This is a genomic window from Ruminococcus sp. Marseille-P6503, assembly GCF_900604945.1.
Taxonomy (GTDB): Bacteria; Bacillota; Clostridia; order Oscillospirales; family Ruminococcaceae; genus FB2012.
The window spans coordinates 947,810-968,784 of record NZ_UWPB01000002.1 but is presented as its reverse complement, the minus strand read 5'-3'; the positions used below and the strand labels follow the sequence as shown (position 1 = coordinate 968,784).

Annotated in this window: 19 protein-coding genes, 2 tRNA genes and 1 pseudogene; 16 read left to right on the top strand and 6 right to left on the bottom strand. The window is 40.2% G+C overall.

Going from position 1 to position 20,975, the window contains the following annotated elements; all coding sequences use genetic code 11:
- The first annotated feature begins 319 nt into the window (after nt 1-319).
- The 7 genes from iorA to EIH25_RS10645 all read left to right on the top strand — a co-directional run bounded on the left by iorA (nt 320) and on the right by EIH25_RS10645 (nt 6,802).
- On the top strand, nt 320-2,089 hold the full coding sequence (iorA, locus tag EIH25_RS10675; RefSeq protein ID WP_347561951.1) for an indolepyruvate ferredoxin oxidoreductase subunit alpha: 1,770 nt from the start codon (nt 320-322) through the stop codon (nt 2,087-2,089).
- Nucleotides 2,090-2,177: 88 nt separating this feature from the next.
- A complete protein-coding gene (locus EIH25_RS10670; protein WP_124101023.1) occupies nt 2,178-2,753 on the top strand; it encodes an indolepyruvate oxidoreductase subunit beta in 576 nt (191 codons plus the stop codon).
- 39 nt (nt 2,754-2,792) lie between these two features.
- Entirely contained in the window at nt 2,793-3,083 is a 291-nt protein-coding gene (locus tag EIH25_RS10665) for a helix-turn-helix domain-containing protein (RefSeq protein ID WP_124098061.1), read from the top strand.
- Nucleotides 3,040-3,576, top strand: coding sequence for an IS1 family transposase (locus EIH25_RS10660; RefSeq protein WP_124098062.1), 537 nt, complete (start codon nt 3,040-3,042; stop codon nt 3,574-3,576). The genes EIH25_RS10665 and EIH25_RS10660 overlap by 44 nt, the downstream gene beginning before the upstream one ends.
- A gap of 554 nt (nt 3,577-4,130) precedes the next feature.
- Nucleotides 4,131-5,363, top strand: a complete 1,233-nt coding sequence (locus EIH25_RS10655; RefSeq protein ID WP_124101022.1) for a phenylacetate--CoA ligase — start codon at nt 4,131-4,133, stop codon at nt 5,361-5,363.
- A 249-nt stretch (nt 5,364-5,612) separates the two neighbouring features.
- On the top strand, nt 5,613-6,380 hold the full coding sequence (locus EIH25_RS10650; protein WP_124101021.1) for a TIGR00282 family metallophosphoesterase: 768 nt from the start codon (nt 5,613-5,615) through the stop codon (nt 6,378-6,380).
- A 158-nt stretch (nt 6,381-6,538) separates the two neighbouring features.
- A complete protein-coding gene (locus tag EIH25_RS10645) occupies nt 6,539-6,802 on the top strand; it encodes a stage V sporulation protein S (RefSeq protein WP_124101020.1) in 264 nt (87 codons plus the stop codon).
- 293 nt (nt 6,803-7,095) lie between these two features.
- On the opposite strand, the gene EIH25_RS10640 is transcribed toward EIH25_RS10645, so the two are convergent.
- Genes EIH25_RS10640 through EIH25_RS10625 form a run of 4 tightly spaced genes read right to left on the bottom strand, consistent with a single transcriptional unit; the run spans nt 7,096 to nt 9,514 of the window.
- Nucleotides 7,096-8,244, bottom strand: coding sequence for a zinc dependent phospholipase C family protein (locus tag EIH25_RS10640; RefSeq protein ID WP_124101019.1), 1,149 nt, complete (start codon nt 8,242-8,244; stop codon nt 7,096-7,098).
- Entirely contained in the window at nt 8,241-8,858 is a 618-nt protein-coding gene (locus EIH25_RS10635; protein ID WP_124101018.1) for a flavin reductase family protein, read from the bottom strand. The genes EIH25_RS10640 and EIH25_RS10635 overlap by 4 nt, the downstream gene beginning before the upstream one ends.
- Nucleotides 8,855-9,220: a hypothetical protein gene (locus tag EIH25_RS10630; RefSeq protein ID WP_124101017.1), complete on the bottom strand. Its 366-nt coding sequence runs from the start codon at nt 9,218-9,220 to the stop codon at nt 8,855-8,857. The genes EIH25_RS10635 and EIH25_RS10630 overlap by 4 nt, the downstream gene beginning before the upstream one ends.
- A 15-nt stretch (nt 9,221-9,235) precedes the next feature.
- On the bottom strand, nt 9,236-9,514 hold the full coding sequence (locus EIH25_RS10625; RefSeq protein WP_124101016.1) for a hypothetical protein: 279 nt from the start codon (nt 9,512-9,514) through the stop codon (nt 9,236-9,238).
- Between the two features lie 242 nt (nt 9,515-9,756).
- Here EIH25_RS10625 and EIH25_RS10620 point away from each other — a divergent pair.
- The 4 genes from EIH25_RS10620 to EIH25_RS10605 all read left to right on the top strand — a co-directional run bounded on the left by EIH25_RS10620 (nt 9,757) and on the right by EIH25_RS10605 (nt 12,927).
- Nucleotides 9,757-9,847, top strand: a tRNA-Ser gene (locus tag EIH25_RS10620).
- 54 nt (nt 9,848-9,901) lie between these two features.
- A tRNA-Ala gene (locus EIH25_RS10615) sits at nt 9,902-9,977 on the top strand.
- Nucleotides 9,978-10,592: 615 nt separating this feature from the next.
- Nucleotides 10,593-12,623 (top strand): serine/threonine-protein kinase, encoded by a 2,031-nt coding sequence (locus EIH25_RS10610; RefSeq protein ID WP_347561945.1) that lies wholly within the window; start codon nt 10,593-10,595, stop codon nt 12,621-12,623.
- A gap of 1 nt (nt 12,624) precedes the next feature.
- Entirely contained in the window at nt 12,625-12,927 is a 303-nt protein-coding gene (locus tag EIH25_RS10605; protein WP_124101014.1) for a hypothetical protein, read from the top strand.
- Between the two features lie 403 nt (nt 12,928-13,330).
- Here EIH25_RS10605 and EIH25_RS10600 read toward each other — a convergent pair whose 3' ends face one another.
- Both EIH25_RS10600 and EIH25_RS10595 read right to left on the bottom strand, forming a co-directional pair.
- Complete coding sequence (locus tag EIH25_RS10600; protein ID WP_124101013.1) at nt 13,331-14,038, bottom strand: XRE family transcriptional regulator; 708 nt, start codon at nt 14,036-14,038, stop codon at nt 13,331-13,333.
- A gap of 162 nt (nt 14,039-14,200) precedes the next feature.
- Nucleotides 14,201-15,339, bottom strand: a protein-coding gene (locus EIH25_RS10595) for an IS3 family transposase (RefSeq protein WP_124101012.1) whose coding sequence is annotated in 2 segments (ribosomal slippage) — nt 14,201-15,087 and nt 15,087-15,339 — 1,140 coding nt in all. Because the reading frame shifts where the segments join, the coding sequence is not laid out codon by codon here.
- A 136-nt stretch (nt 15,340-15,475) separates the two neighbouring features.
- Between EIH25_RS10595 and EIH25_RS12490 the strand changes: the two genes are divergently transcribed.
- The 5 genes and pseudogenes from EIH25_RS12490 (at nt 15,476) to EIH25_RS10575 (ending at nt 20,890) form a co-directional block, all read left to right on the top strand.
- Nucleotides 15,476-15,616: a hypothetical protein gene (locus EIH25_RS12490; protein WP_164489223.1), complete on the top strand. Its 141-nt coding sequence runs from the start codon at nt 15,476-15,478 to the stop codon at nt 15,614-15,616.
- A gap of 37 nt (nt 15,617-15,653) precedes the next feature.
- A pseudogene (locus EIH25_RS10590) lies at nt 15,654-16,496 on the top strand (IS3 family transposase); the annotation flags it as partial.
- Nucleotides 16,497-16,597: 101 nt separating this feature from the next.
- Nucleotides 16,598-17,464, top strand: a complete 867-nt coding sequence (locus EIH25_RS10585) for a recombinase family protein (RefSeq protein WP_124101010.1) — start codon at nt 16,598-16,600, stop codon at nt 17,462-17,464.
- A gap of 134 nt (nt 17,465-17,598) precedes the next feature.
- Nucleotides 17,599-18,663 carry an ATP-binding protein gene (locus EIH25_RS10580; protein WP_124101009.1) on the top strand — a complete coding sequence of 355 codons (1,065 nt, stop codon included), beginning with the start codon at nt 17,599-17,601 and terminating at the stop codon, nt 18,661-18,663.
- Nucleotides 18,656-20,890, top strand: coding sequence for a S8 family peptidase (locus EIH25_RS10575; protein ID WP_124101008.1), 2,235 nt, complete (start codon nt 18,656-18,658; stop codon nt 20,888-20,890). Before EIH25_RS10580 ends, EIH25_RS10575 begins: the two co-directional genes overlap by 8 nt.
- Nucleotides 20,891-20,975 lie beyond the last annotated feature (85 nt).

Here is a 20,975-nt window from a genome sequence, read left to right as displayed (position 1 = left end):
TTTTTTTCGGTACACACAAAACACAAGAAACCGAAATCAATTCTACAGAAATTTGAGAGTATGCCAGTTTGCAAAATAAACGTCTATATTTTAGCAGACAGACCATAAATAACAGCGGTCGGTCAGACACCCAACGCCGCGATACATACAGCAAAAGCCTGTCCATTTGTCATGATGTTTTGCCTCGCGGCTTCCGGCGCGTATAATTGACTTTTCCGTATAATATGCTATAATTATTATTAACGGTAAAAGCTTCGCTTTGCAGGCGGGCTTTCAGCGCCATTTAAAAGGATGTGTTATTTTGTCAGTTAAATTTTTAATGGGAAACGAGGCCATAGCTCTCGGAGCCGTTCACGCCGGAGTAAACGTTGTTTCAGGGTATCCCGGAACCCCTTCCACCGAAATACTTGAAACGGTCGCCAAAAACAACGACGGAAGCGTTTACGTTGAGTGGTCTGTCAACGAAAAGGCGGCTCTTGAAGTCGGCGCGGGCGCCGCCTATGCCGGAGCAAGAGCGCTTGTGACAATGAAGCAGGTAGGACTTAACGTTGCCTCCGACCCGCTTATGAGCCTTGCTTATGTAGGCGTCAAGGGCGGCATGGTTATAGTTTCGGCGGACGATCCCGGCCCTATCTCCTCCCAGACCGAGCAGGATACAAGGCATTTCGCACAGTTTGCAAAGCTTCCGGTTTTCGACCCGTCCTCTCCAGAGGAAGCCTACGAAATGATAAAGGACGCCTTTGAATACTCGGAAAAATATTCTACTCCGGTGCTTTTCAGACCTACTACCAGAGTCTGTCACGGCTGCGCCTCAGTTGAGGTTGACGACAACTATGAAAAGCATATGCCGGAGGGCTTTATAAAGGACACCATGCGCTGGGTGATCTTCCCCAGAACCTCTTATCTGAATCACTGCAAAATAGAAAAGCGCAACCCCGAAATGGGAAGCGAGCTTTCTTCCTTCAGATTCAATTTTATTTCCGGCGAAGGCTCCGCTTCAAAGGGAGTTGTTTCTCACGGCATAAACTGGGCATACACAAAGGAGGCGCTGGCAGAAAACGCCGGCTGCAAACTGATGAAAATATCCACGCCAAATCCGTTTCCCGAAAAGCTTGCGCTTGAATTTCTCAGCGGACTTGACGAAGTTATGTGCATCGAGGAGCTTGATCCGGTTATTGAGAAAGAGCTTACATATATCTGCGGAAAGCACGGATTAAACGTAAAGATACGCGGAAAGCTCGACGGCTCGGTTCAGCCTGCCGGCGAAAACACCGTGGAATCTGTAAGAAAGGTCCTGAGCGGTTTTCTGGGATCGGACTGTCAGGAATCGGAAGCGCCTAAGGCTCCCGAGCTTCCGGTAAGACCTCCCGTTCTCTGCGCAGGCTGTCCCCACAGAGCAAGCTTCTATGCGGTAAAGCAGGCTGCAAAGGGCAGAAAGGCAGTATTCAGCGGCGATATAGGCTGCTATACCCTCGGAAACGCCAAGCCGCTCGACATGGTGGACACCTGCCTGTGTATGGGCGCCGACGTCACCATCGCACAGGGTATCCACAGAGTCGAGCCGGATACCGTAAATTTCTCCTTTATCGGAGATTCTACCTTCTTTGCCTCGGGAATCACCGGTGTTATAAACGCCGTTTACAATCAGACTGATATTATTTTAATAGTGCTTGACAACTCCACTACCGCAATGACCGGACATCAGCCGCACCCGGGAACAGGAGTTACCATGATGGGCGACGTCTGCGAAAAGGTATCTATAGAAAAAATACTGAAGGCAATAGGCCTGACCTCTGTAGAAACAGTTAACGCGCTTGACCTTGAAGCCGGAATAAAAGCGGTCAGGTCCGCAATGGATAAAAAAGGCGTAAAAGCGGTTATCATGAAATCGCCGTGTATTGCGGTCACCAAGCCCTCAAAGCAGTTCACGGTGGATAATGATAAATGCGTAAACTGCAAAAAATGCGTAAAAGAATTAGGCTGTCCCGCGATCGTGCTTGAGAACGGCAGGGTGAAAATAGAAAAAAGCCTGTGCTTCGGCTGCGGAGTATGCGCTCAGGTATGTCCATGCGAAGCGATTTCAGAATAACGGCGGCAGCGCGGAATGAAATTCAGACGCGGAAAAATTATATAAAACTGCTTGGTTAAAGCAGCAAGCTGAAACGAGGTTAAAAGATATGACTAAGAACTGTTTACTGTGCGGAGTGGGCGGTCAGGGAACCGTGCTCGCTTCAAAGCTTATCGCCTTTGCGACTATGGAAAAAGGGGAACAGGTAAGAACCAGCGAAACCATAGGTATGTCCCAGCGCGGAGGCTGCGTTGTGTCACACGTCCGCACAGGCGGCAAGATCGAATCGCCAATGCTTCCGAAGGGCTCCGCCGATGTAATAATCGCGTTTGAGCCTGCCGAAGCGGTAAGAAATATTTCTTATCTCAAAAAGGACGGAACGGTTATAGTAAACAAAAAGGCGGTGAAGCCCGTTACCGCTTCCCTTTCCGGCTCGGACTACGACGGAAGCGAAATGCTTGATTACCTGAAATCCGCCGTAAAAAATCTCACTGTGATAGACGGCGACCAGATATGCGAAAAATGCGGCTCTCCCAAGGTGCTTAATACGGCTCTGCTGGCGGCGGCCGCAAAATCAGGAGAGCTGGGGATCACTGTAGAGGAGCTTAAATCGGCAATTGAAAAGCGTATCCCGCAGAAGTTCCATGAAATCAATCTGAAAGCCGTCAGGATAGTAACCGAATAGGGTGTGGACAAATAGAGCAGAATATGATATAATGAAGGAATGAGAAAAGCAAAAGAAGTAGCAGGTAGAAAATGTCCTATCTGCGGTAAATCAAAAAATCAGGTGAACGCAGGGAAAAATCGTTCGGGAACACAGAAGTGCTTTTGCAATGATTGCAAAAAATACTACACTCTCAACCCGAAAACACGAGAATATCCCGAAGAAATTCGCCAACAGGCAATCAAAACATTCTACGCAGGAGCCAGCGGACGAGGAGTCGGCAAGGTGTTTGGTTTCAGCAAGGCGAATGTCTACAATTGGATTAAAAAAAACAGTTCAAGCTCACAGTAACTTCCATTTTTTAGAATTAGATGAGTTGTATTGGTTTATTGGACAAAAGCCCAAAACAGAAACACGTGAAAACACTTATGTAATGACAATGGTAAGCAGATTGCCAAGACAAATCGTTGGATTTGATGTTGCTTTTGATAAATCACCGGAGCGTATACAAAGGGTGGTTGACAGCGGTCCTGAAGCCGAATGTTACTGTACAGACGGCTATTGGGGTTATGTTGATATTGTATATCCAGGTAAGCATATTCGTAATATTTACGACAAAAGCAACACCTTTACCGTTGAGGGAATAAATGCTGATTTGAGGCATTATATACCTCTTTTGAGGCGACGCAGCCGATGTTTTCCACGAAAGCTTGATACGCTAAAAGCTGTTTTAGAGCTATTTGTCCAAGCGTATAATGAATTTGGCATCGCTAAAATGAATTATCGCAAAAGCCGTACCTCAAATTCTCGTGAATTACCCTTTTCTGTTCTTGATTTTTTATAATCTGCTCTTTGTGTCCACACCTACCGAATAAAAAAACTTGACAAACCAAAAAAGCAGTGCTATTATAATAGTATGACGTTACGCTGGTTAATTCTTTAAGCGATAATCGGCAAACAATAATAATCACCGCAAACCTGTGATTGAGAGTAGTAGCCGGAGCAAAGGCGTTTAAGAGAGCCGCAGAGGGTGGAATCGCGGCAGCGCAGACTCAGACGAATGGACTCATGAGGGCAAACCGAGCGGTCTTTCCGTTAGGGGCGACGTTTTCCGCGTTAAGGAAAAGGCGTATGTCAGTACGCCGGAGAGAGGCGGATTTATCCGCAATTTGGGTGGTACCGCAGGAGCTTTATATCCTGTCCCATTTATTCTGGGGCAGGATTTTTTGTTTTTTGGGGCTTAAAGTATCCTATGATTGAAATAATTAAATTAAGGATTTCTCTGAAAGTACTGAAGCACGCATGACGTATTCCTGCGGTATATAAACCGTTTGTTTATTTTCCCGTTCCGACGGGATTTTGACGGAAACAATATATAATTGATAAGGAGCAATCACCATGAAAATGACCGAAACACAATTTGAGCTTATCAAAAAACAGCTGAAAAAGCTGACCTCTCAGGACTGCTTCTACAAGCGCAAGCTGGAGGGCGTCGACATTGACTCCATCAAGTCGCAGGAGGACTTTGAGAAGCTGCCCTTTACCTGGAAGGGCGATTTAAGGGACGCCTATCCTCTTGGATTGCAGGCTGTACCCGACGAAGAGATAGTGCGTATCCACTCCTCCTCCGGCACTACCGGAACGCCGGTCATAATCCCCTACACTGCTCAGGACGTTTCAGACTGGGCGGATATGTTTGCACGCTGCTATGCAATGGCTGGAATAAACAATCTGGACAGAATCCAGATCACTCCGGGCTACGGTCTGTGGACTGCCGGAATAGGCTTCCAGCTGGGAGCGGAAAGGCTCGGCGCAATGACTATCCCCATGGGACCAGGCAACACCGATAAGCAGCTGAGAATGATGACGGATCTGAAATCCACAGTTTTATGCGCCACCTCCTCTTACGCGCTTCTGCTTGCGGAGGAAATCGAAAAGCGGGGAATCGGAGAGCAGATATGCCTGAGAAAGGGTGTCATCGGCTCGGAGCGCTGGGGAGAAAAAATGAGAAAGCGGATCGCCAAGGAGTTGGGCGTTCAGCTTTATGACATTTACGGTCTTACCGAGGTTTACGGTCCCGGAATAGGAATAAGCTGCGATCACGAATGCGGAATGCATATGTGGGACGACTACATTTATTTTGAAATCGTAAATCCCAAGACCGGAGAGGTGGTGCCGGACGGAGAAATAGGCGAGCTGGTAATTACAACCCTGAGAAAACAGGGCGCTCCTCTCATCAGATACCGCACCCACGACCTTACAAGAGTAATTACCGGAGAATGTCCCTGCGGCTCAAGGTACCCGAGGATAGATACCATTCTTGGCAGAACCGACGACATGGTAAAGGTCAAGGGCGTTAATATCTTCCCGAGCCAGATAGACGAAATGCTGTCCGGCATACCGGGAGCGTCCAGCGAATACCAGTTTATGATCGATCACCTCTATGGCAAGGATATCTGCACACTGTTCGTAGAGATCGACAAGGGCGCGGACAAAACCTCTATGGAGGCCGCTATCGGTGCGGGCTTCAAGGCAAAGATAGGAATAACCGTTATAGTAAAGCCGGTGGATATAGGCGAGCTTCCTCGGAGCGAAAAGAAATCCACACGGGTTTTCGACAACCGCTACTGATGTCTTTTTCTCCTGTGCCAAAGCGTTGACAGAACAACAAAACAAGCGGACGGTCTGCCGCCGTCCGCTGATTTTTTCGGTACATATTCTACCAACCTTCCGTTTTTCTTCTTGACTGGACAGATAATTGAGTATATAATTATATATTATACTGATGCCGAATGCTGCCAATTCTTTATATTTTGATTTGCACCCGCGGCAGTATCTTATAAGCGGAACAATATAAACTTATCGGAAAAGAGAGTGCGTATGAACTTATTATTTGTAGGCGACGTAGTAGGAAAGGCAGGCTGCGATTTCCTCAGGGACAATATCTATCAGATCAAAAAAGAATACGATATTGATTTTACAGTTATCAACGGCGAAAACTCAGCTCAGGGGAACGGACTTACTCCCAGATCCTTCGACGAGCTGATAAGAATAGGAGCTGACGTTGTCACTACCGGAAATCACTCCTTTAAAAGACGTGAAAGCGTAAGTATCTACGACGAACAGGAAATACTTCTGCGCCCTGCCAATTATCCGGAAGGGGTCGCGGGCCACGGCGTCGCCGTTATTGATTTATGCACCGTTAAAATAGCCGTCGTAAACCTTATGGGAACGGTTTATCTTGATTCTATCGAAAATCCTTTCTTTTATATAGACAGGATTCTGGAAACGCTGGACACTCCCAATATAATCGTGGATTTTCATGCCGAAGCCACGTCGGAAAAGAAAGCCATGGGACATTATCTTGCAGGAAGATGCACCGCGGTGCTGGGAACGCACACTCACGTTCAGACTGCCGACGAGGCAATTCTTGGAGGTCATACGGCATATATAACCGACGTCGGAATGACCGGCCCTGAAATGTCGGTCCTCGGAGTTGACACGCGGATAGCAATAGATAAAATGAAATATCATTTTCCGGTCATGTTCAGAGAAAGCGAAAGTCCTTGTTTTATCAACGCAGTCGCGGTAAGCTTTGATGAAAATTTAGGCAAAGCAACCAAAATACAAAGAATAATTAAGCGATAATTCACAAAAAAACGCAAATCGTCTTGCAATATCTGACGCAATGATGTATAATAAATTATACTCAATGCGGGAAAACGATTCTTTAATCCTATCCTGCTGAGTATATACAGACTATAATTTATGAATCAGAAGAAAATCCAATAGTGGGAGGTCATAACGTGGAAATTCTAAAAGTTTCAGCAAGATCCGTACCAAATTCCGTTGCGGGAGCTATAGCGGCAATCATCAAGGAAAGCGGCACAGTAGAAATTCAGGCTGTCGGCGCGGGAGCGACCAATCAGGCGGTCAAGGCTGTTGCGATCGCAAGAGGCTATCTGGCTCCGGTAGGTATTGATATCGTTTGTATTCCGGCTTTTGCAAACGTCGTTATCGACGACGACGAAAGAACGGCAATAAAGCTTATCTGCGAAAAAAGAAATTAAAAAACATACGGCAAAAAGAAAATTTCTTTCTGCCGTTTTTTAATGTATGGTTTTCCCGTCATTTGCTGATCAGGGATTTTTCAGAGCCGGCCGTTATTCAAGATCATACGCATAATAAACGCAAGCTGCGTTCAAGCGATTTTATTCTTTGCTGTCCGCTTAGTGAGAGGAAAATATATTTTTGCAGCTTATGCAAAACAGTATGAACACATAAAAGAGCTGCCGCATTTTATAATTGTGCGGCAGCCTTTTTGCTTTAAGATCGCTTATGTTATGATCATCAATGCCGAATATCAGCTTATAATCCAGATCTGAGCGGGGTTTTCCGGATCAAAGTCGGAAATCGAAAGCCCTCCCGATTTAGCGCAGGTAAGAACCTTTTCAAAGCCGGTTCCTCCGGCGGATATTCTGAATCGCTTTTTGCCGTAGCCGGCCGCCCTGAACAAAGCCGGAACCGCTCCCAGCTTCAAATAGTCGTAGCTCTTGCAGTTTTCGCTTACAAAGCCTCCGTCGCTTATTTTCAGACCGAAGGCTCCGTGCTCGTAAATACAAACCTGAAGCTTCTGCTCAAGCTCCCCGTCCGGAGCCGCAAGCGAAAGTCCCTTGGGAGTCACTGTCATCACAAGCCCTGACGCTTCGTTTCTCAAGGTATACGATTTACCGTCGCACAGGAAATTGCCGTTGTCCGCACAGCAGTCGTCGTAAAATTTCAGAAGCAGCGCCGCCGCGTTCTGCTGAACTGCGGGAACGGTAGACCTTGCCGCGTCGTCAAACGCCTTTGGGGCAAGCTTTGATATGGACGGCGCAAAACGCGATGAAAGCTTTATCAGCTTGTTAAGTCCCTGGGTAAATCCGTCGCCGCCGTATGATTTCTGAAGTCTTTTATCGCATTTATCCGCGCTGTACTGCTTGCACAAAGTATTTATATGCTTTTCATAGGCGTAATGAGCGTTTGCCGGCTTATCCTGATACTTCATATTTGCAGTATGAACAGTGCAGCCCATATCCTCCATAAAATGCAGAGCCCGTCCCAGAGTATGCATTGCCTCTGCGGTCTTTCCGCTTTTGTACAAAGATAATGCCGAGGTATAGTTTTCTTCCAGCATCGTTCTCGCGCTCTTTGCAAATCTGCCCAGCCGATTCTTATAGTATCCCCCGACCTCGCTCAGCTCCTTTCCCTTGCTGTTGGAGCAGGAATAATAATGCGTTCCCAGACCCTTGTCAATATCGCCGTCGTTATCAGGCTCTACCGAACCGGCAACCAGTTCTTTTATATGCTCCTTATAGAAATTATAAGGCTTTGACTTATTGTCCTTCTCAAGGAGGGCTACCGCCTTTTCGGTTATATCGGAATGCGTTTCGGAAAACCACGCCTCCGCCTTTTTCCCTTTCGATAAACAGTATAATCCGGCGGCTGCCAGAACGGTTACGACCATTTTCATAACTTTCTTTTTCCTTTTCCTTTATTATCTGATTTTCTTCTTTTCTTCCTGACCGAATACCCGAAGCTGCCGAGCTTTCTACCAAGAGCGAAATACTCTCCGTGCGCATACGCAAGCAAGCCTGCTTTATCAAGCTCCAGTCTGCCGTTTGGGTCTATAAGCTCCCTGGCAACGTCAACTCTTACTATATCCGCAATAAACATATCGTGAGTTCCCAGCGGAATGATTTCCCTGACCCTGCATTCAATATTCACCGGCGACTGTTCAAGCACAGGACAGCCGACCTCTCCCGCCTGTTGAACCGAAAGCCCCGTATCCTTGAATTTATCAGTATTTCTTCCCGACCTGACGCCGCAGTAATCCACCGCTCTGACAAGCTGTTCGGTCGCCAGATTTATAACAAATTCCCCGCTGCTTTTGATGATATCATAGGAAAAACGCTCAGGACGTACGGAAATATAAGTCATCGGCGGCTGAGTGTTTAGAATTCCCGTCCAGGCCACTGTAAAAATGTTGGGCTTTTCCACAGTCCCGCAGGTAACCAGAGTAGGAGGAACGGGACAAGTTATTACGCTTCCCTTCCAGCTCTCTTTAGTGTAACAGTTATAGCTCATACGCTTTTATTCTCCGTATCTTCATGCGCTTTTCCGGCTCTGCGGCAGATCTCGTCATAGTCCTTATACAGCTGCTGGGTCTGATTTTCAAGGAAATAATAGTGCTTGATATACGGAATCAGCAGAACCAGCAGCAGAACAGCCAGCGGGACAAGAATAACCTTTTCAGCGCATACTATAGCGATAAAGCAGGCGACCGTAAGCAAAGCGAACAGAACGGTGACGATAAGATGAACAAGCCGTTCATGCATAAAAAATTCAATATGCTTCCGATGATACTCAAGCAGCTCTGAAAAATCGGTATTCTTGCTTTCAAGGCATTTTCTGATATACGCTATGTATTCCTTAAAATATTTCGTCATATCTTCCGCTCCGTTTTATAAATCTATAAACTCGCCGTTTTCAATTTTCAGATTTTCGAGAACCGGACTGTTATAATGCTCCTGTCTTTTGTAAAGATCCTTAGCAAGCGTTCTTTTAAGCAGATCGTCTATTTTACGGTAATATGCGGCAGTCCTGAACGGAAAGCTTTTATACTTCTCAGGACGCTTCCGCTTCTTCCTTTTGCCGTCGAAAAAAATCGCGAGAACAACGGAAGCGGTAAGGGCAGCTATTGTTTTTTCGGGCTTTGAGCTGAATTTAAAAGAAAATTTCATATATACCGACCTCCGTAAAAAATACATACATATATTATACAGCAAACTTACCGCTTTTTCAAGAGCTTTCACCAAAAAACACGAAATTCAGTTTTCGATAAGAAACAAACCTTTCGTGAAGATACGGATTGTGAGCTGAAACGCCCCGCTTTATTTCCGATTTGTGAATTCTAATATTTTTTTGAAAAAGCTCTTGCTTTTTTTCAGAATGTGTTGTATAATATTATAGTGATTTTAGATACGGAGATGTATCGAAGTGGTCATAACGAGAACGACTCGAAATCGTTTGAACGGTAAAACGTTCCGTGGGTTCGAATCCCACCATCTCCGCCAGTTTCAGTTTTGGGAGCGGTATTCTGCTCCCGGCTGTAATTATATTCTATGCATGGGCCTGTAGCTCAGCTGGGAGAGCGCCGCGTTCGCAATGCGGAGGTCAAGGGTTCGATCCCCTCCAGGTCCACCAGTCCCAGCGCGGACAGCGCAATACCCGTCGCCATTTTGTGGTGACGGGTATTTTTATGCCGCAAAGCAAATTCCGTTTCATAGTCCCAACACATATTGCACTGACAAAATAGATAAAAAAGCCTTTGTCCGCCTTTTTAATATAGAAATAACGGCTCTAATGTATATATGAAAAGGAAAAAAGGGTTGTATATGAGTATAACGGCATCGGCGGTTTTGCTTTACAAAAAAGGCAAGAAAATCTATAGGCTTTGCCGCCGCTTTTTTAACAACGCTCGCTCTGCTTCCGGATATGAAACATCAGCTGACAAAGGCGGAGGATGAAACCAGGTGGCATTGTATAAGATTTTCAGAGCATGATTAATGAAAAAACAGGTTCCGAAGATCAAAGAGAAACAAGGTCAAGGTTATGTATAAATATAACAAAAATTTATTGCTAATTTTATGCATAAAGTAGAAAATAAAACAATTCTAAAAAGTTACAAGAAAACTGTTGAAATATAAGAGAATTTATGATATTATGTAAAATAATACAGTTATTTAATTCATCATAATATACAAAAAATATATTGTTTTCTATATAAAGAAATAATTATAATTACGGGGACGTGTTTTTTTGAATTATACCGGCTTGATTTTAAAGGAAAGATATGAATTAATTACAGAATTAGGCAAAGGCGGAATGAGTACGGTTTATCTTGCGAAAGATAGAATGCTAGGTTCCTATTGGGCAGTAAAAAAAGTCGCCAATGACGGCGGAAAGGATCTGCAGGCGTTTAAAAAAGAGGTTGAACTTCTTTCGAGCTTAAATCATGCCGATATACCGAGAATTGTAGACCGGATCGAATTAGGCGGAGAATTTTATGTAATAATGGATTTTGTAGACGGCGTTTCACTCGGTAAAAAGGTGCTTGCAGAAGGCGTTCAATCGGAAAAGGATGTTGTCAAATGGGCTGAAATGCTGTGCGAGGTCATGCTGTATCTGCATACGGTAAAAGCAAAACCGATAATATACAGAGATTTAAAGCCGGATAATATTATGCTGACCAAGACGGGGAGAATCAAGCTTATAGATTTTGGTATAGCAATAGAATGCGCTCACGGGAAAGTGCATAACGGAGAAGCTGTGGGCACAAAAGGTTATGCGGCTCCGGAGCAGTATAAGGGCGCAAGCAATATTTTAGACGAGCGCACCGATATTTACAGCTTCGGGGCGTCTTTGTCATACATACTGACAGGCGTAACGCCTTCTAAGCCGCCTCACGGAGTAAAGTCAGTGCGTGAAAGCTGCCCTAACCTCTCAGAAGGTATAGATTACATAATCAGGAAATGCGTAAAGGATAATCCTGATGAAAGATACGGAAGCTTTGCAGATGTTCTTAAGGATTTAAATGATATAAACGAACTGACAAGCAGTTACCGCAGAAAAATGCGGAATAAACTTATTGGCTTTTATGTAAGCTCGGCTGCCTGTCTGCTTTGCCTTATACCGGCGTTAACCGGATATTCGGGAGTTCAGGCTCAGAAAGCTGACAGCTATCAGCATTATTATCAGCAGGCTGCGGCGGCTCTGAAGAAAGAAGATTATGAAACTGCGGCGCAGAATTATGTTAAATCTATAGAATTTAAGCCTGAGCTTACTGAAACATATCTTCTGTATTTTAACAGTATGCTTCCGCGTGAAAATGACGGCAACTATATAACCCTTACAAAAAATGCAATTGATATAATGAGAAATTCATATCTTGAAAACAGTAAAAGCGAAATGTATCAGAATACTGAAATAGCATATCAGGTTATGAAGAAATGCGTTGAGGTCAACGATTCGTCATATGCGGGGTACGCGCTGAAATATATAGACTTGCTTAAGGAAAATAATTTTGATTCAGACGAGCTTCAATATTTTGAGATCATAGCCTCCAACTGCTCCAACAATCTTGCTACACAGGACTTCACCTTGATGGAACAGTCCTTGACGGAGCTTGAAACTTATACAGATAATACCGTTATAACCGCAGATGATAAGCTTGAGAACTATTATTTGATCATGATTTTATACAGTGAATATCCCGCTTACTTTACAAATCCATATGAAAGAATATTTGAATTAGGAGAAAAGGCTAAGGCCGTTATTGACGGCAGTGTAGAGTCGGACGAGACTGCGTTCAGCAGTATAATACCTTTATATGAGCTTACGGCTTCAGCGCTGTATAACAGTGCGGTAACGATAGCCGATGAGAATTTACAGGTCGAAAAGTATGAGCACAGCCTTGAGTGGTTCGGGTATTTAGACGGACTCAACGACAAGCTGTCGGAAACCCTGTGGCTGAAAAAAGCAAACGCATATAGGAATATATACAGCGTCAATGGTGAAAAGTCATATCTGGACAGGTCTGTCAAAGAATTTGAAGCGCTTCTTGGCGTTTACCCCGATAGCTTTTCAGGGCAGGTTTATCTGGCTATGTCGTATCTGGAAAGCGAGCTTACCGAAGCTGATAACAACAGAGATTTTTCAAAAGCTCTCGATAGCTATAATAAAGCGGATCAGATGAGGGAAAATAATAAGGAGCTATCCGGAGCAGAGCTTTCTCAATTCGGATCACTTAAACAAGCTTATATCAACGCCGGAATTGTAGAGGAGAGATAATATGTATGAAATAATGATGTACTCCGGAGCAATCGGATTTTTGCTTTTTTTCCTGCTGTCTGTATTTTTGTTTATTAAAAACAAGGTGCCGTCCGCCGTTATGTATTTTATAAATATGAGAAAAAAAGGCGTGGATATATGGTCGGAGAATAAAAAGCGGCAGAAAAAACGCCGTGAAAAAGCGGAAAAAACAGAACTTCTGGAACAGGCTGGAGCGGAAAGTTACGAGCCGACAGAATTTCTCGACGAGATGAACTCCGCTGCGGAAAGCACGGAAATTCTGTCTGAATATTCAGATAAATAACTGTTATCTGACACACAAAACCATAAATCAGTAAAAACGCGTGAATATGCGGAAGAACCTTATATACGGCGTTGAAATCGCGCAAAATAGGCATTATCTCACATGGAAAACTAGCGATATCAGAAACGCTGGAAATATTCGGTGTCAAAAAAACAACTCCCGATTACTGAAAAATCAGTAGTCAGAAGTTGTTTTTTTATTTAGGTGTTTTAAAGCGTTTTAATAATTGAAAAACGTTTTAAAATATCGTTTAAACTGCGCAAAAACGCCGTTTTAAGTTTAAAACAGCGTTTTTATTTATACTGTATTTTAAGGTCAAATGATCTTGTATATTAACCAATTTTTATATGGCAACTAGGCAACCATTTTTAATTTTAATGGCAACTGGTTGCCATTAAGAAATTTACAGCACACCTATAACCTTACCTTTGCAGTAAATTTGATCATAATCATTGAGTTTAATATCTTTATATTCCGGATTAATAGAAATAAGGCAGTTACCGCCGAATTTTTTAACATAGCCTTCTCCGTTGACGATAAAAACGCCTATCTCGCCATCATTAACAAAAGGCTGAGACTTAATAAGTATAGTATCGCCGTCATTGTAAAGAGGCTTCATGCTGTCTCCGGCAACTCGCAGCGCGAAATTGGCTTCTGCGGTCAGCGGCGTTTCCTCAACTTCGATCATGTTTTTGGCGTCATGGTCTAAGTAGATTCCTGTGCCGGCACTGACGGGTAAGTCGTAATACTCTATAAAAAGGTTATTTTTAGGCTCTTTTAATGGCTTTTTAGCTGTTTCAGCAAGTTGCTCTGCTCTGCCGATCACTATACCTTTGCCAATATCGTTAAGCATATTATAATATGTAAGAAGCTCCTGCTCATCATCAGTCAGATTGATCGTAGATGGGCTTTTTTCTTTGCCAGTTAATAGTTTTTCGGGCGTGACATTTAAAAATTCACAAATGGGAACGATATATCTAGCTGGAGGATCGGTTTTTCGTATTTTCCAGTTTGTCATTGTGCTTGTATTAATCCCTAAATGCTCACATAAATCAACTTGTCTTAGTTTTCTTTCATTCAAGTAGTTAATCATATTATCAATAATAGACAAAAAAATCACGTCCTTTTTTGTTATAGTTCACAAATGTGAGCTATATGTATTGATAACCCCCACTATGTGAATTATAATTTTACTATAGTACATCTTATGATGTAATAATATCAGAAAATTTACTAATAGTTGAACCAATGTCAATAAAGTGGACAAGAAAAATCAGAAAAAATTGGATTCAGCTTGAATAGGAGTCATTCCGTTATTATGAGAATGAGGTCTTACCGAATTGTAAAAACCGTTAATGTATTGAAAAACAGCAAGGTTTAAATCCTCAAGAGAAGAATAAGCCTTACGGTTAACTTCTTCCTTTTTCAAGTATTTGAAAAAGCATTCCATAACAGCATTATCATAAGGATGCCCCTTTGCCGAAAAGGACTGAATCATGTTCAGATTGTCCAGATGTCTGCGAAATTCAGAGGATGTGAATTGGCTCCCTCTGTCCGTGTGGAATATTATACCTATGGATTTACCTCTTGCGGCAACAGCCGAATTAACGGTATCTATCGCAAGTTTAGTATCAATTTTATTTGATAATTTGTATGCAATCACCTTCCTTGAAAACAGATCGAGAATTACGCATAAATAATAAAATCTTCCCGCTGCTCTTATGTACGTAAAGTCGCATACCCACGCCTTGTTCGGAGCAGATTGATTGAAATTTTGAGACAAAATATTTTTGCATTCTCCATTGGAAACCGATTTTGATTTGTGCTTAAATGGCTTAACAGTGCTCATTTTAGGCAGGTTCATACTCTTCATCAGACGGTACGCTCTGCCGGCGCTGATGTTTATGCGATAATCACGCTTAAGACAAATTTTCATTTTTTCAGCGCCAAAACGCTTTTTAGTTCTTGTATAAAGCTCAAGAATACATTTGCGTATATGGCGGTTTTCCTTTTCGCGGCTGCTTTCATGATGATTTATGTATTTGTAGTAAGTACTTCGGTTTACACCGAGAACACGGCAAAGCGTTGCGATTTTGTGTTCACCGGAAAGCAGCTTAACGGCGTTTAATCTTTGTCTGAGTGAGGCGTGAATATCGCAATGGCTTTTTTTAATATCAGATTTTCCTCCTCAAGCTGTGCGTTTCGTTTCTGCAGCTCCTTGATTTGCTTGGAGGTAAGAATAGTGTTATCGTCCATTTTGACCTCTGAATACTTTTTTATCCAGTTGGCTAAGGCGCTGTGCGATATTCCGTATTCCTGACTTATCTGAGAATAGGTTTTCCCTGATTGATATAAATTTACGATTGTTTGCTTGAATTCCTCTGTGTACTTCGGTTTGCTTTTTCCTGACATTTTTTATTCCTCCTACTTGTCTTTTATTTTGATGTTTTTATTATATCTTACTTGTCCACTTTTTTAGTATATATCCACAATAGGACTTCTGCAAAGGTGGGAACGCATATTCTTAGAAGAAGGAGCCGAAGGTCTAATGAAAGAAAGACGAGGCAGAGCTTGTGCGGCAGGCGGCACAAGAAAAGGTCGCTCACCAAAACTTGATAAAGAAGTTGAAGAAGATTTAATCGCTGAAAATCAACGGTTAAGAATGGAGATAGACTACTTAAAAAACTGAGTGCCTTAGTACTTGCGGAAGAGCGAAAGAACGGCAAAAAGCGTTAATTATCGCTCAGCTAAGGCAAAAATATCCGCTAAAAGATTTATTGGAATTATCAGGTATTGCAAGAAGTACATATTACTACTACCTTAAGCAAAAAGATGTTGATAAATATGCAAAACAAGAAATTGTTGAAGTATTCAATCAGCATAAGGGTAGATACGGATATCGTAGAATTTTAGCCATTTTAAAATCTAAAGGATATACAATAAACCATAAAACAGTACAAAAATTAATGAACAGTCTTGGATTAAAAGGAAAACAACGCAAAAACGGAAAGTATCATTCATACAAGGGTGAAGTGGGCAAAGTTGCAGATAATATTTTAAAACGAGATTTCTATGCGGCAAAGCCATTTGAAAAACTCACAACAGATATAACTGAATTTAAGGTGTGCAATGACAAAGTATATTTATCTCCGGTTATGGATTTGTACAACAGAGAAATCGTATCTTATTCAATTTCATTAAGTCCAAACTTATGGCAGATACGAGAAATGTTAGAAGGCTTATTTGACAAGCTTCCTGATGATGCAAGACCAATATTTCATTCAGACCAAGGCCGGCAATATCAACACGCAGAATATCAACGATTACTTTCAGAACATAACATTATTCAAAGCATGTCCCGAAAAGGTAACTGCATGGATAACGGAGCAATGGAAAACTTTTTTGGCAGATTGAAAGTTGAAATGTTTTATGGAGAAAAATTTGAAAGTGTTAATACTTTCATTGAAGAATTGAAATCATACATTGATTACTACAACAATGAGAGAATATCCTTAAAACTAAAAGCAATGAGTCCGGTACAATACCGAACTCATTCACAAACAACTTAATATTAAATTTTGTCTAAACTTGGGGGGTCACTTCAATCCTGTAAGTTGAACTCTTGTTTATTTTTATTCTATACTTTTATATAAAAAAGGAGGAAATTGTAATGCCAAAATTAAAAGTAGCAGCTTATTGCCGAGTAAGCTCAAATCACGAAAAGCAGGAATCAAGTCTTATTGTGCAGAAAGCTTATTATGAAAAATATATACAAAACAATAATGATTGGGTTTTAGTAGACATATACGCTGAACGAATGTCAGGTTTGAGGTTGGAAGACAGAACGGAGTTTCAACGTATGCTGGAGGATTGTGAAAAAAGGAAAATTGATTTGATACTGACAAAATCAATCAGCCGTTTTGGAAGAAATACACTTGATACATTAAAAATCTTGTATAAGCTTTTTAATATGGGAATAATAGTGGAATTTGAAAAGGAACATTTAAATAATTTTGATAAGGAGCTGAGAATATATATGTCAATATATGCAGCATTTGCACAAGAAGAAAGTAAAAATATGAGCGACAATATAAAATGGGAAATTCGTGAGAGAATGAAATCGGGTAAAGTTTGTTTAAACTGTACCCGATTTTTAGGTTATGACAAAGATGTAGGTGGAAATTTAATTGTGGTTGAAGACGAAGCAAAAGTGGTAAGGAAGATATTTGAGCTTTATCTTTGCGGCTTTGGCGTTCGTAAAATAAAGAAATATCTTGAAGAAAACAAAATTAAAACTGTTACCGGTAAAGATACATGGAGTACTTCGACCATTGATAGGATGTTGTCCAATGAAAAGTATGTTGGAAACGTTCTTATACAGAAAAGTTTTACTGAGAATTTTCTAACAGGTAAGCGCAAGAAAAACAACGGTGAGCTTGATATGTATTTCATAAAGAATAATCATGAGGCAATTATCAGCAGAGAGGTGTTTGAGGAGGTGCAGAAGCGGAAGGATAGATATAATCAGCCTAAGTAAAAAATATACACAATACACAATATGGATATTTATAGAAAACGTCAATAAAAGCAAAATAATTATTTTTGTCCCAAAAGTATTGACATTAGTCCCATGACATGATATAATGAAAACTAAATTGGAGGTGTTATATTATGAAAAAGCAAAATGTCATCAACTTGATTAAATATCATGTTGATAAAAATGAGAATGCTTTTAGGAATGAAGCTGTAAATATTGCAAGATATTTTGATAGTATAGGCGATGATCAGTTAGCTGAATATATTATGGGATTAATGTCAGAATCAAATTTATATACACCACAAAGTAATGATTTTGAAAGTGAATTTTTAAAGCAAATAGATATTAGAGGAATTGAACCATTAAGTTTACCATCAGAATTAACCGATGATATTATTGGAATTATAAATGCCGTCAATCATAACATAGGAATTAATAAATTTTTATTTGAGGGTTTGCCTGGTAGTGGTAAAACTGAAGCGGCTAAACAAGTTACTAGGTTATTGAACAGAACATTATTTTGTGTTGATTTTGACAATTTGATTGATAGCAAATTAGGTCAAACTAACAAAAATATAACAAGTGTGTTTAGCGAAATTAATACGTTGCCACATTCTGATAAAATTGTTGTTTTATTTGATGAAATTGACGTAATTGCATTAGATCGAATCAACTCTAATGATGTTCGTGAGATGGGAAGAGTAACTTCAACTATTTTGAGGGAACTCGATAGATTGACTGATCTAAACAAGGAAATAGTGATTATCGCAACAACAAATTTATTTGAGAATTTTGATAAAGCATTAGTAAGACGTTTTGATGCAGTTATTAATTTTAATCGTTACAGTAAAGATGATTTAATAGAGGTTGCAGAGTATTATTTCACGTCTTTTATTAAGAACTTTAAAGGCATATCCAAGGATACACGATTGTTTAAAAAAATATTAAAAACAGCAAAAAATTTGCCTTATCCAGGCGAATTAAAAAATATTATTAAAACCTCCTTAGCATTTAGTGATGCATCTAACGAAAACGATTATCTAAGGCGGTTATATAATAACTTGATTGGAAATCTTGAGCAAACTGAAATTATTCAACTTCATAAAGTAGGATTTACCGTACGTGAAATTGAAAAACTAAAAGGCGAATCTAAAAGTACAGTTTCAAGAAAGCTAGGAAGGGAGGATCAGGATGAATAATGTGCTTGAATTAAAAGGAAAGCGTTTTATGCAGGCAAATAAATCTGTCAGAGGCGGTGGAGCCGCTATGAATAGCAGAATTATAGTAAAAAACGAACAGCTTATTAAGTTAAAATTGAAGATTGAACAAATCAAAGATTTTTGGCAACATGAAAAGAAACCTTTTTCAGGTGTTTTAATTAGTGTTCACTATAATAAAATAGTTGCCAAAAGTAATCGTATAGCTGGATTGTTTAAAGGCAAGGATTCAAATTTTGCTATTGTTGGAGCTAAATTTAATGAAGATAAAAGTAAGCATATAATTACTTATTATCTTGATACTCAAGATCTTGACAATAGTATGGATTTGCTGTCAAAAGTAAATAGTGTTCTTATTTCTAGATTTAAAGATGGTATAAGTAAATCTGTTTTTGAAAATAAATCTATAATTGACAATATTCCATATGAACAATTCTCTTTAACAAAAACTGATTTTAAACAAGTAATAGCAGATGTTTCATATATTGAGGATTTTGATGTTGATTTCAGTACGCCTGAAATCAAAGAAAGTATAATTACTCTATATGATACGGGGTTGGATACTAAGATATTGTTAAAGAATATAGGAATTGACATCATGTCAAATAGAATATTAGATAATCAAACTGTTTATTTAGATAAAAAAGAAGTTGAATTTTTGTATGAGAAAGCACCTTATTTAGTAGCAATGTCAACGGTTAATTTGTCTCAATTATCTCCAGATGATTTTATTCAAGAATATAATCAAGAAATTATGAGTATTCCGTCCCCAACAATAGAGCCAACAATTGGTGTTATTGATACGTTATTTGATAAGAGTGTATATTTTAGTGAATGGGTTGACTATCATGATATGGTAGATGATAATATTCCTAAAAGCGCAGACGATTATCGTCATGGTACAGCTGTATCGTCGATAATAGTAGATGGAGCTCGACTAAATCCTTGGTTAAATGATGGATGTGGAAGGTTTAGAGTTCGTCATTTTGGAGTTGCTGTTAACTCAAAATTTTCATCTGTTACAATTATAAAAAAGATTAAAGAAATTATTAAGAACAATAAAGATATAAGGGTTTGGAATCTTTCGCTTGGAAGCAATCAAGAAATATTTGATAACTTTATTTCCGCAGAAGCTTCAATATTAGATCAGATTCAATATGAAAATAATGTGATTTTTGTTGTTGCTGGTACAAATAAACCTGATGACAAAACTGTGAAAATAGGTTCACCTGCTGATTCGATAAACAGCATGGTAGTGAACGCCGTAACAAAAAGCGGTTTATCGACTAAATATGCACGAAAAGGTCTTGCATTATCTTTTTTTGCCAAACCTGATGTTAGCTATTATGGTGGCAGCGAAGAACAATATATTAAAGTTTGTGAACCGTTAGGTGTCACATATGTTGCAGGCACTTCATTTGCTGCCCCGTGGATCGCACGTAAATTATCTTACTTAATTGATGTTTTGGGATTAGGCCGAGAAGTTGCAAAAGCCATGATAATTGATGCCGCAAGAGATTGGAATGAAAATCCAACACCTGAAGAAGTAGCACTTTATGGACATGGTGTTGTGCCGATAAAAATCGACGATATTATCCAAACCCAAAATGATGAAATTAAATTTTTAGTTTCTGATATAAGTGAAAAGTGGAATACCTATAATTACTATTTTCCGATTCCGCTTAAAGATGATAAATATCCTTATATAGCAAGAGCGACAATGTGTTATTTTCCTATTTGTAATAGAAGCCAAGGTGTAGATTATACAAATACTGAGTTGAACCTTCATTTTGGCAGAATTAAAGATAATGGTGAATTGAATGAAATAAACAATGATAAGCAAAATCAAAATGAATCTTTAAACGCCGAAACAAGTTATTTGCTTGAGGGTGAAGCAAGGGAAAAATTTAGAAAATGGGATAATGTAAAATATGTTGCTGAGAAACCTAAAGATAGAATGAAGTCTAAAAAATCATATAGCAACAAAAATTGGGGCATGGAAATCAAAACGAATAACAGACTGGATCCTAGGGATGGTGTAGGAATTCGGTTTGGTGTTGTTGTTACATTAAAAGAAATTTATGGAGTTAATAGGATTGATGAGTTTGTTAAAAACTGCACATTAAATGGATGGTTGGTTAACGAAATTAATATTAAGAATAGAATTGATCTTTATAGTAAAGTTAATGAGGATATTGAATTCTTGTAATAGTATAGTGATTCATGAAATATAAAAAAAGAACAAAATAAAGAAAAAGTCTTGTGAGACTGCAATCTCAACAAGACTTTTGGGA